At 66.1% G+C, this 11,869-nt stretch carries 8 protein-coding genes; 3 read left to right on the top strand and 5 right to left on the bottom strand.

Annotation, left to right across the window (positions count from 1 at the left end; translation table 11 throughout):
* Positions 1-15 precede the first annotated feature (15 nt).
* Positions 16-1,395 (bottom strand): metalloprotease PmbA, encoded by a 1,380-nt coding sequence (gene pmbA / locus AC3WUT_RS16020; RefSeq protein WP_492348070.1) that lies wholly within the window; start codon positions 1,393-1,395, stop codon positions 16-18.
* Positions 1,396-1,457: 62 nt separating this feature from the next.
* On the opposite strand from pmbA, the gene yjgA reads away from it, so the two are divergent.
* Positions 1,458-2,120, top strand: a complete 663-nt coding sequence (gene yjgA, locus AC3WUT_RS16015; protein WP_492348069.1) for a ribosome biogenesis factor YjgA — start codon at positions 1,458-1,460, stop codon at positions 2,118-2,120.
* A complete protein-coding gene (gene mog / locus AC3WUT_RS16010; RefSeq protein WP_492348068.1) occupies positions 2,104-2,739 on the top strand; it encodes a molybdopterin adenylyltransferase in 636 nt (211 codons plus the stop codon). Before yjgA ends, mog begins: the two co-directional genes overlap by 17 nt.
* A gap of 70 nt (positions 2,740-2,809) precedes the next feature.
* Here mog and cysE read toward each other — a convergent pair whose 3' ends face one another.
* Complete coding sequence (gene cysE, locus AC3WUT_RS16005; protein WP_492348067.1) at positions 2,810-3,583, bottom strand: serine O-acetyltransferase; 774 nt, start codon at positions 3,581-3,583, stop codon at positions 2,810-2,812.
* Between the two features lie 32 nt (positions 3,584-3,615).
* The gene (locus AC3WUT_RS16000) at positions 3,616-4,344 is read right to left on the bottom strand and encodes an RNA methyltransferase (protein WP_492348066.1); all 729 of its coding nucleotides are present in this window, start codon (positions 4,342-4,344) and stop codon (positions 3,616-3,618) included.
* A gap of 169 nt (positions 4,345-4,513) precedes the next feature.
* On the opposite strand from AC3WUT_RS16000, the gene AC3WUT_RS15995 reads away from it, so the two are divergent.
* Positions 4,514-5,458 (top strand): inositol monophosphatase family protein, encoded by a 945-nt coding sequence (locus tag AC3WUT_RS15995; protein WP_492348065.1) that lies wholly within the window; start codon positions 4,514-4,516, stop codon positions 5,456-5,458.
* 76 nt (positions 5,459-5,534) lie between these two features.
* On the opposite strand, the gene AC3WUT_RS15990 is transcribed toward AC3WUT_RS15995, so the two are convergent.
* Both AC3WUT_RS15990 and AC3WUT_RS15985 read right to left on the bottom strand, forming a co-directional pair.
* Positions 5,535-6,659: a response regulator gene (locus AC3WUT_RS15990; RefSeq protein ID WP_492348064.1), complete on the bottom strand. Its 1,125-nt coding sequence runs from the start codon at positions 6,657-6,659 to the stop codon at positions 5,535-5,537.
* Positions 6,660-6,695: 36 nt separating this feature from the next.
* Positions 6,696-11,546 (bottom strand): PAS domain S-box protein, encoded by a 4,851-nt coding sequence (locus AC3WUT_RS15985; RefSeq protein ID WP_492348063.1) that lies wholly within the window; start codon positions 11,544-11,546, stop codon positions 6,696-6,698.
* Between the last annotated feature and the right edge of the window lie 323 nt (positions 11,547-11,869).

Below are 11,869 nucleotides of genomic sequence, written 5' to 3'. Positions count from 1 at the left end.
AGGCCAGGGCCAGGCTCAGCTGCCTGCCACCTTCATGCGGTTGATCAGCACCGAGCCGACAGTTTTGGCCCCATAGGTGTAGGCATCGGCCCCGATGGCCTCGATGCCCTTGAACATGTCCTTGAGGTTGCCCGCGATGGTGATCTCCTGCACCGGGAAGGCGATGCGGCCGTTCTCGACCCAGAAGCCGCTGGCACCGCGCGAGTAGTCACCGGTCACGTAGTTCACGCCTTGGCCCATCAGCTCGGTCACGAACAGGCCCGTGCCCAGCTTCTGCAGCATCGCGTCCAGATCATCACCGGCGCGGGTCAGGCGCGAACGCAGCGTCAGGTTGTGCGAGCCACCGGCATGGCCCGTGGTCCGCATGCCCAGCTTGCGGGCCGAGTAGCTGGTCAGAAAATACCCCTGCACGCTGCCCGCATCCACCACCTTGCGGGCGCCGACCTTCACGCCCTCCTCATCGAAGGGCGAGCTGCCCTTGCCGCGCAGCACAAAGGGGTCCTCCAGCACGTCGATGTGCTTGGGAAACACCCTTTTGCCCAGCGAGTCGAGCAAGAAGGTGCTCTTGCGGTACAGCGCACCGCCGCTCACGGCTTGCACAAAGCTGCCCAGCAGGCCGGCGGCCAGCGGTGACTCGAACAGGACCGAGCATTGGGTGGTGGCGATCTTGCGTGACTTGAGGCGACTCAGGGCACGCTGGGCCGCATAGCGCCCCACGGCCTCGGGGCTGGCCAGATCGTCGGCACAGCGCTGCGAGCTGTACCAGGCGTCGCGCTGCATGTCGGCGTTCTTGCCGGGCAGCGAAGCAATCGGTGCCACCGACAGGCTGTGACGCGAGCTGGCGTAGCCGCCGCGAAACCCATGGGTGTGGGCGCTGAAGAAATGCGACTGCTGGGCCGATACACCCGCCCCCTCGCTGTTGGTGATGCGCCGGCTGGTGGCCAAGGCGGCGGCTTCGCAGACCTGGGCCAGGCTGACGGCCTGCTCGGCATTCAGCACCCAGGGGTGGAACAGGTCCAGATCGGGCTGCTCGGTGACGATATCGGCCTCATCGGGCAAGCCGGCACAAGGGTCTTCGGCGGTGAAGCGGGCGATGTCGTAGGCGGCCTGCACGGTCTGCAGGATGGCCCCCTCCGAGAAATCGGAGGTGCTGGCATTGCCTCGGCGATGCCCCAGGTAGACAGTCACACCCAGCGACTTGTCGCGGTTGCGTTCGACGTTTTCAAGTTCGCCCTTGCGCACGCTGACACTGAGCCCGCAGCCCTCGGAGGCCTCCGCGCCAGCGTCGGTGGCACCGAGCTTGAGCGCATGCGCCAAGGCGGTATCCACCAAGTATTCAAAGGTTTCTCGGGGGTAGCTGAAGCCGCTGGCGGCCATTGTCTGGGGTTTCTTCATAGCGGAAGCTATGATACTTGCCGCTCAGGGCCCGTGTGGCCCTCACCCCAGATACCCCCAACATGTCACGCAAACCCAAAAAAGGCTACTACGTCCGTGGCCAGTTCGTTGCCGAAGGCAGCGAGCTGGACCTCCAGCTCAAGGCTGAGCTGAAAGGCACCGATGAAGCCAGCAAAACCGATCTCAAACGCGAAAGCACCGCACTGCAAAAGCTGGGTGAAGACCTGCTCACGCTGCGCGCCGACCTGATGGAGAAGCTGCCGCTGTCCGACAAGCTGGTCGATGCCCTGGCCGAGGCCAAGCGCATCACCAACTTCGAAGGCAAACGGCGCCAGATGCAGTTCGTCGGCAAGCTGATGCGCCTGCTCGATGCCGACACGGTCGACGCCGTCAAGGCCGCGCTCGAAGTGCAACGCAAGGGCTCGGCGGCCGACACGGCCGCCCTGCACCTGGCCGAGCAATGGCGCGACCGCCTGATCGGCACCGAAGAGGCGCTGGGCGTCTGGATGGACCAACATCCCGACACCGACACCCAGCAGTTGCGCGCCCTGATCCGCCAGGCCCGCAAGGACGCGCCCCCCGCAGACAAGGCCGCCGTGTCGCAAGGCCTGGCCCCACGCCAGAGCCGCGCCTACCGCGAGCTGTTCCGCCTGGTCCGGCGCCACCTGAACCCCGAGGCCTTCGAGGCCGAAGAAGCCGACAACGCCGATGAGCACGACGACTGAAGCCCCGGGTGCCTGCACCCTGCCTCCGGCCGAGCCCGTGCGCATCGGCATCGTCTCGATCAGTGACCGGGCCTCCAGCGGCGTCTACCAGGACAAGGGCCTGCCGGCCCTGCAGGACTGGCTGAGCCAGGCGCTGCACAATCCGATCCAGTTCGAGCCCCGGCTGATCCCTGATGAACAGGCCACCATCAGCGCCACCCTGACCGCCCTGGTCGACGTGGCCCGCTGCGACCTGGTGCTGACCACCGGCGGTACCGGCCCGGCGCTGCGTGACGTCACCCCCGAAGCCACGCTGGCCGTGGCCCACAAGGAGATGCCCGGCTTTGGCGAGCAGATGCGCCAGATCAGCCTGCGCTTTGTGCCCACGGCCATCCTGTCACGCCAGGTGGCGGTGATCCGGCACCAGAGCCTGATCATCAACCTGCCAGGCCAGCCCAAAGCGATCCAGGAAACGCTGGAAGGCCTCAAGGCCGCCGATGGCAGCACGCTGGTGCCCGGCATCTTTGCCGCCGTGCCCTACTGCATCGACCTGATCGGCGGCCCCTACCTCGAGACCCGCGACGAGGTCTGCAAGGCCTTCCGACCGAAGACGGCACAGCGCCCACCGCGCCAGGCCTGAATCTGCCGCGCCCGCAAAAAAGCGACCCTCGGGTCGCTTTTTCTTTGGGGTGACCGTAGCAGCCCCAGGCTCACTTGCCGACCAGGTCGTTGAGCTTGGCCGCCTCAAAGCATTCACTGCGCTGGGCGTCCTTGGGCACGCAGTCCCCCGGTGCCGGACGGCTGCTGAGCTTTTCGATGGCCTGCCACAGCAGCGCGATCTGGTGCTCTTGCGACGAGGCGCTGGTGATCAGGCCCTTGAGCGCCTGGCTCACCGGGTCGTCCTCCAGGGTGACGCCGTAGGCCGAGAACTTGGCCCGCTCGGGGGTGGCGTCGGCACTGGCGCCCTCTTTGGAGGGCAGGATGCGCGCCGGGATGCCCACCGCCGTGGCGCCGGCCGGCACCGGCTTGATGACCACCGCATTGCTGCCGATCTTGGCGCCGTCGCCCACCACAAAACCCCCCAGCACCTTGGCACCGGCACTCACCACCACATCCTTGCCCAGGGTGGGATGGCGCTTGGCGCCTTTGTACAGCGAGGTGCCGCCCAGCGTCACACCCTGGTAAATGGTGCAGCCGTCACCGATCTCAGCGGTCTCACCCACCACCACGCCCATGGCATGGTCGAAGAACACCCGCTGCCCCAGCTTGGCGCCCGGGTGGATCTCGATGCCGGTCAGAAAACGCGCCACATGCGAGATGAAGCGCCCCAGCCACTTGAGGCCATGCGTCCAGCACCAATGGGCCGGCCGATGCAGCACCACGGCATGCAGCCCCGGGTAACAGGTGATCACCTCCCAGGTGCTGCGCGCGGCAGGGTCGCGGTCAAGAATGCACTGGATGTCGGATCGGAGGCGGGAGAACATGACTTGAAGATGTATCGATATGAGTTGACAGTCTATCGGCTGCTGCGAGCGGCGGTTTCGATCATGGCCTTGGCAACACCTCTGAGGATGTGGATTTCCTCCTGGGTGAGATCAGCGCGGTTGAAAAGCTGGTTCAGGCGCGGCATCAGCTTCTTGGGCGCCGCCGGGTCCAGAAAGCCGATGTCGACCAGCGCCCGCTCCCAATGCCCGAGCATGCCGGCCACCTGCTGGGCATCGGCCGGGCGCACCGGCGCGGTCGCCGATTGCAGCTCAAAGCCGCCCAGAGCCTGGCGCCATTCATAGGCAATCACCTGGATGGCCGCGCCCAGATTGAGCGAGCCGAAGTCCGGTTGGGTCGGAATGCTCAGGCAGGTGTGGCAACGGTACACGTCGTCGTTGTGCATGCCAAAGCGCTCCGACCCAAACAGAAAGGCCACCGCCTGCGACGGGTCCTGCGACAGCTCAGCGAAGTGGGGGCGCGGCGCCTTGAGCGGCGGGCCGAAGTCGCGCGGGGTCATGGCGGTGGCGCACAGGTGGGTCATGCCATCCAGGGCCTCATCCAGGGTCTGCACCACGCGGGCCCGGTTCAGCACGTCTTCGGCGCCGCTGGCACGCTGGATGGTCTCTTCACGCTGAAGCACGTCGGGCCAACGCGGCGCCACCAGCACCAGGTCATCAAAACCCATCACTTTCATGGCGCGGGCAGCCGCGCCGACATTGCCGGCATGGCTGGTCTGGATCAGGATAAATCGGGTTTTCATGGGCTTGACACAGGGTCTCTGAGACAGGGGGCTGGCGCGCGGGGAGCAACGGCGGGTAAAATCCCGCTATTGTCGCCTCCCGCATCGCCGGCGAGGTTCAGTTCCCGCCCCACAAGACCAGGCTGATCCGCCTGGACGGGCAGGCCTCCCACGCTCTTCCTCACAATTCATGTCATCCAACCTGCACCCCATGCTCAACGTGGCCATCAAGGCCGCACGCGCCGCTGGCGCCATCATCAACCGCGCGGCACTCGATGTCGAATCCGTGCGCATCTCGCAAAAGCAGGTGAATGACTTTGTGACGGAAGTCGATCAGGCGGCCGAAAACATCATCATCGAGACCCTTCTCACGGCCTACCCTGGCCACGGCATCCTGGCCGAAGAATCGGGTCAGGCGCACGGCGCCAAAGACTCTGAGTTCGTCTGGATCATCGATCCGCTCGACGGCACCACCAATTTCATCCACGGTTTTCCGGTGTACTGCGTCAGCATTGCGCTGGCCGTGCGCGGCAAGATCGAACAAGCCGTCATCTACGACCCCAGCCGCAACGACCTGTTCACCGCCACCAAGGGCCGCGGCGCTTACCTCAATGAACGCCGCATCCGGGTCAGCAAGCGCACCCGCCTGGGCGAGTCGCTGATCTCCACCGGCTTCCCCTTCCGCCCTGGCGACAACTTCAAGGCCTACCTGGCCATGATGGCCGACATCATGCCCCGCACCGCCGGCCTGCGCCGCCCCGGCGCCGCCGCCCTGGACCTGGCCTACGTGGCCGCTGGTTTCTGCGACGGCTTCTTCGAAACCGGTCTGTCGCCCTGGGACATCGCTGCCGGCTCGCTGCTGGTGACCGAAGCCGGTGGCCTGATCGGCAATTTCACCGGTGAAGCCGACTTTCTGGAACAAAAAGAATGCCTGGCCGGCAACCCGCGCATCTACGGTCAGCTGGTCACGATCCTGGGCAAATACAGCAAGTTTGCCGGCGCCGGTGAAAAGGCCGCCGTGCGTCAGGCCCTGGGCCAGGACAGCGGCGCGGCCGACAGCAGCGAAGCCGACACTGCCGACACCCCGGCCGACGGTGCCGCCCCCGCCACCGCACAGGGCGACGCCCCGTTCTGAGGGCCTGCTCAAAGTCGGCCTCGGCCCGTGCGAGACCTTGAACAGGCTCCAAGGGCCCGGTGACCGGCGATGCCGCTCAGTCGGCGTAGCGCAAGGCAATGACGCGGAAATCGTCGGCAATCTCAATGAATGCGTCGACGATGTCCGGATCGAAGTGCTGGCCACGTCCCTGCACCACGATCTGGCAGGCCTGCTCATGTGAGAACGCGGGTTTGTAGACCCGCTTGCTGATCAGCGCGTCATAGACGTCGGCCACCGCCATCAGGCGGGCCGACACCGGAATCGCATCCCCTGCCAAGCCCTTTGGGTAGCCCGAGCCGTCCCATTTCTCCTGGTGGCCGTAGGCAATCTCTTTGGCAAAGGTCAAGAACTTCACCTTGATGCCCAGGCGCCGCTCTGCTTCTTCGATGGCATCGCGCCCGATCTCGGGGTGGCGCTTCATGACCTCGAACTCCTCCACCGTGAGCTTGCCAGGCTTGAGCAGGATCGAATCCGGAATCCCCACCTTGCCGATGTCGTGCAAAGGCGCCGATTTGTAGAGCAATTCGATGTTGCGCTCGCTGAGCACCGCCTCAAAGCGCGGGTGCTCGCGCAAGCGCTCGGCCAGGGCCTTCACATACAACTGCGTACGCCGGATGTGGTTGCCCGTCTCGCTGTCGCGGGTTTCGGCCAGGGCCGCCATCACCATGATGGTCACATCCTGGATGGCCTGCACCTCCAGGGTGCGCAGGGCCACCTCTTGCTGCAGGTAGTCGCTCTTGCTGCGCAGAAAATCAGCGGTGGCCTTGAGCGCCAGATGCGTCTGCACCCGGGCCAGCAGGATCGGTGGGCTGATCGGCTTGGTGATGTAGTCCACCGCCCCCAACGCCAGGCCCTGGGCCTCGTCGGCCACATCGGCGCGCGCAGTCAGGAAGATCACCGGAATGTCACGGGTGGCGGGGTCGGCCTTGAGGCGGCGACACACCTCGTAGCCATCCATGCCGGGCATCATGATGTCGAGCAGGATCAGGTCGGGGGTCGGCGACTGGGCCGCGATGCGCAGCCCCTTTTCACCCTGGTTGGCCACCTTCACCCGGTAATGGTCCTTGAGCAGCGAGCTCATCAGGCTGAGGTTGTCGGCCAGATCATCCACCACCAGCACGGTGGCGATCGGCTTGTCGACCAGCAAGGACACATCAGCAGACACGGGAACGGCGGCCATCAGATTCACCCTGTAAAAAGGCCCGCGTCTGCTCCATCAGGCGGACTGGGTCGTGACCGGGAGAATGGAGTCCAAGGCTTCGACTGCCTGCTCAAACTCAAACGCAAGCGCTTTCTGCTCGACGGCATGAAATGCATCCCCCAAGGTATTCCGCAGCATAGCGGCATTTTCTTTCACCACCTCCAGTGCCGCTGAGTCGTTGTCGACAAACAACGCACGCAGGTGCTGCAGCAAGCCCAGAACCACCCCGTCCAGCGCCTGTGGCGCCGCAGCCTGGGGCTCGACAGGCGAGACGCCGGCCTGGGCCGTCAGCCAGGCCTGCAGGTCGGCCAACAAGGCGGCCAGTGTCAGCAAGGCCGCTTCGCTGAGGCGCTTGAGTGGCTCGGACTTCTCGCGTCGCCCCATCGCCGCCTCCAGCTCGGCGGCCTGTTGTTGCAGGGCACTGGCACCCAGGTTGCCGGCCAGCCCCTTGAGGTTATGCGCCAGTCGCTCGGCCAAGGGCCAATCCTGTGCGGCCAGGGCCTGTGGCAGCTCACTCAGCGTGGCCTGTTGCCCGGCCACAAAGCGAGCCAGCATGGAGCGGTACAGACTGCGCTTGCCCATCACCCGTTTCAGACCCAGGCTGACGTCCAGGCCCGCAATCTCGGTCGGCAGGTTGACCGGAAAGGCCTCGCCCTCACGCACCGGCACGGGCCCCTGCTGGCGCCCTGTCGGCTTGAGCCAGCGGGCCAGCACACGCCACAGATCGTCGGGGTTGACGGGCTTGCCCAGGTGGTCATTCATGCCGGCCGCCAGGCAATGCTCACGGTCGGCCGCCATGGCATTGGCGGTCATGGCAATCACAGGCAGGTGTCGCAGCCCGGGCTGGGCTCGGATCGCGCGCGTGGCCTCCAGCCCATCCATGACCGGCATCTGCATGTCCATCAGCACCAGATCCACCGGCTGCTGGCGCAGCTTGGCCAGCGCTTCCTGCCCGTTGCCTGCCAGTTCAACCACAAAGCCGGCGTCGCTGAGCAACTCGGCTGCCACCTGCTGATTGAGTTCGTTGTCCTCCACCACCAGCAGGCGCGCGCCGCGCAGCGGGCTCAGCGCCTCGAAAGGCGAGCTGCCTGGGGCCAGTTCGGGCTCGGGCTGGGCATGGGGCTGCCCCATCAGCCGCATCAAGGCATCAAACATCTGGGACGCATTGACTGGCTTGACCAGCACCTCGCCCACCCCCAGGGTGCGGGCGCTTTCCAGCAGCTCGTCGCGCCCGAAGCCCGTCACCATCACCGACCAGGGCAGCAGCGGGAGCTTCAGCTCGGGCAGGCGGCGAGCCACCTCCAGGCCGTCCATGCCGGGCATCTGCCAATCGAGCACCAGCACCTCCACCGGCCGGTTCTGCCGGGCGGCCTCGCTGAGCGAGGCCAGCGCTTCGGCCCCGGAGTGGGCCACCGACACCTCGAAACTCATGCCCTTGAGCAGGTCGGCCAGCACCGCTGCCGCATGCTGGTTGTCGTCCACCACCAACGCCCGACGGCCGCGCAGATCCGGGTCGGGCAGCAGGGTGCGGGGCGTGCCCGGTCCGACCTGCAGCAGGGCCGTGAACCAGAACACCGAACCCTGGCCGGGCTGGCTGTGCACCCCCACCTCGCCCCCCATCAGCTGGGCCAGGCTCTTGCAGATCGACAACCCCAGGCCGGTGCCGCCATAACGGCGGGTGGTCGAGGCATCCGCCTGCTGAAAGCTCTGGAACAGGCGCCCGATCTGACCCTCGCTCAAGCCGATGCCGGTGTCGCGCACTTCAAAACGCAGCGACAACGACGGGTCTGCCACGCCTGGCGCCGCAGGCACCCGACGCACCACGATCTCGATCTCTCCCTGCTCGGTGAACTTGATGGCGTTGTTGAGGTAGTTGATCAGGATCTGGCCCAGGCGCAGCGGGTCGCCAATCAGGCTGTCCGGCACATCGGGGGCCACGTCGCAGATCAGCTCCAGCCCCTTTTCGGTGGCCTTGTGGGCCACCACATCCGCCACGTTCTCCAGCACCTTGTCCAACTGGAAAGGCGTGCTCTCCAGACCCAGGCGCCCGGCTTCGATCTTGGACACGTCCAGGATGTCGTTGATCACGCCCAGCAGGTGCTGCCCGGCTTGCTGGATCTTGTCGACATAGGCACGCTGCTGGGCCGTGAGCCCCGATCGCAAGGCCAGGTGCGCCATGCCGATGATGGCGTTCATGGGGGTGCGGATCTCATGGCTCATGTTGGCCAGGAAGTGGCTCTTGAGCTCGGTCGCCTCTTCGGCCAGCTCCTTGGCCCGCTCCAGTTCCTGCTGGGCGCGCTTTTGATCGGTGATGTCGACAAAGGTACCGATCAAGCCGCCGGGTGTTCCGTCGGCGCGTTGAAACCCACGCACCCAGAACAACACATCGTGCCAGGCCCCGTCGGCATACTGCAAGCGCAGCGACGCCTGCTCGCCCGCGGCCCCCTGCAGCACGCGCTGTGCCATGCCATTGAACAGATCGCGGTGGGCTGGCGGCAGGTAGCCCAAGTCCAGCACCGTCTTGCCGATCAGGTCCTCGCGGCTCACACCAAAGGCTTGTTCGTAAGCCCGGTTGAACCCCAGATAACGACCGTCCGGCCCCTTGTAAAACAGCGGCACCGGAATGGTGTCCACCAGCACCTCCTGAAACACCAGTTGCTCGGCCACCTGGGCCTCCAACAGCTTCTGGTCATGGATGTCGACGATCACGCCCACCACCCGCTCGGGCACACCCTTATCGTTGCGCATGATGCGACCGGCGTTCAGCACCCAGCGGTCCTCGCCATCGGGGCGCCGGATGCGCCAGGAGTTGCGGTATTGCACCGCCTCGCCAGCCAGCGCCGCCTGAAACTGCGCCACCGCCTGAGCCGCATCGTCCGGGTGCAACAGGGTGGCCCAGCGATCCCGGCTGACATAGCCCGGTGAGTCTTCCAGGCCGTAGATGTCCAGCAACTGCCGGCTCCAGAAGGCCTGTGTCTCCTGCAGGTGGATGTCGAAAATGCCGATCCGGCCGGCATCCTGCGCTATCTCCAGCCGGTCATGGGCCTCGTGCAGGGCCTTCTCGGCGCGCTGGGCATCCGTCAGATCCTCGATCACCCAGAGCGAGGCGGCCTCATGCCCCTCCATCTGCACGCGGCGCCCCGAAATGCGCACGTCAAATGATTCATCGCCGCGGCGCAGGCTCCAGTCGATGCGCACCGGCTCATTCTTGACCAGCGACTCGCGGACCTTGGTCAGAAAGGCCTGGTACAGCTCGCGGCCACCGAACACGGTGTGGACAGCACTGCCGCGCAGCGCCTCGGCCGAAGATTTCATCATGGCCACAAAAGCCGGGTTGAACTCGGCCAGCTTGCCACTGCTGGCCAGCACGATGGGCGGGGCGTTGTCGAAGATGGCCTTTTGCTGATCCAGCAAGGCATTGAGGCGCCGTTCGCGCCGCGCCAGCTCCTCGCGCTCGCGCATGCGCTCAGTGATGTCCTCGTGCAGACCGACAAAGCCGATGCAGCGGCCATCGTCATCCACCACCGGCGACAGCGAAGCCTGGTCGTGGTAGATCGAGCCATCACGGCGCTGGTTGACGAACTGGCCGCTCCAGGGCTTGCCCGCCAACAGGCTGGCCCACATGTCATGGTAGGTGGCCACCGAGGTCATGCCACTCGACAGCAGGGAGGGCTTCTTGCCCACCACCTCGGCCAGCGAATAGCCGGTGTTGCGCTGGAATTGCGGGTTCGCCCACATGATCTGCCCGGACAAGTCGGTGACGATCACCGACACCGGGCTGACCTCCAGCGCCGTGCCCAGGATGTGGAAGCGGGCCCGGGTGGCCCGGGTGCGTGCGCGCTGCTGCCAAACCATCAGGCCAGCCACGCCACCGGCCATCAGCACCAGCCACAGGCCCAGGGCCTGCACCGCGCGCTCGGCCGGGCTGACCAGGGCATCCACCGACTGCAGCATCAACAAATGCCAGGAACCGCCCGGGTCGTTCCAATCCAGGGCCCGGTGGGCCAGCAGATGCGCCTTGCCCTCGAAATCGGCGCCATCACGCTGAACATCAAAGGGCAATCGCGAGGCCACCCCGTTGGCAAACTGCCGCCCGAACTGTTCACGCCCCGGCAAGGTTTGCACCCGCTGCTGGGTCACGCTGCCGGCCAGCGCAAACACCCATTCGGGCCGGGTGGCCGCAAAGGCGACCCCATCAGGGGTCAGAAGCACGGCGTCTTGCCCGCTGAAGGCCAGGGCATCGTCTGCTTTCTGGAACGGCATGCGAAACAGCACAGTGCCGATCACAGGGCTGTTGGCATCGCCCGTGTCATAGATCGGAGCCGACAGATAAAGCCAGCGCTCAGGCGTGCTGCGCCCCACCGCCGCATAGGCATTGACCACCCCCTTGAGTGCCTGCTGCACATAGGGCTGGTGCTGCAGATCCCGGCCCACTGACGAACGCCCCTCGGTGTCGTGGACCACCACACGCCCATCGGCGTCCAGGAGGTAGATGCTGTCCAGCGCAAACCGCTCGCGCGGCACTTGCAGGCGGGCATGGGCCTCCTCGGCGCGCACGCCACGCGCCCCCCGCACCAGTTGCTTGATCAGGGGTTCGTTCAGGCCCAGCATCACCAGGGCCCCGACCGACTCGCTGCGCAGGGTCAGCGATTGAAAGGTGTTGTCCAGTTGCTCCAGCACCTGGGCCATGCGCTCACGCTCAGCCGCACTGCGCCGAGCCAACAGAAGCTGATCTGCGGCCCAGACCAGGGCCAGCGACACCACCAGCACCCCCAGCAGCGATCGCCAGGCCTGCAGGCGCCACAAAGGCAGGTCTTGCCACCACAAGCCGGTGCGGACGGGGCGGGCGGGCGGGGCGGACCTCATCGGACACCCCGCTGAGGGCCTTGCGCCACGGCCCGCTGCCCCTGCAACAAGGCGTAACTGTCGATCCTGCAAGTTTTGACTGCCGGCACGCGCACACCTCCGTGAAGAGCCCCCATCCTAAGGGATGATGAAGGGCCGCCCCTGTCTGCCCCATTCATGCCGGTCGATTGGGCGCCGCCGCCGCCGACTGGCCTGGGGCCTCCTACAATCCAGGCACCCGCCTGAGCCCCCCGGCCTCGCCGATGCCCGGAGCCATCCGGCGCCATCCGACCGATTCTGGGCCGGCAGTCCCCTGCCCCAGTCCCCATGAACGGGCCCCAGAG

It is taken from the genome of Curvibacter sp. EU05-FHT14A10, assembly GCF_058791075.1.
The sequence above is the reverse complement of the archived record's forward strand: the minus strand, read 5'-3'. Positions and strand labels throughout refer to the sequence as shown.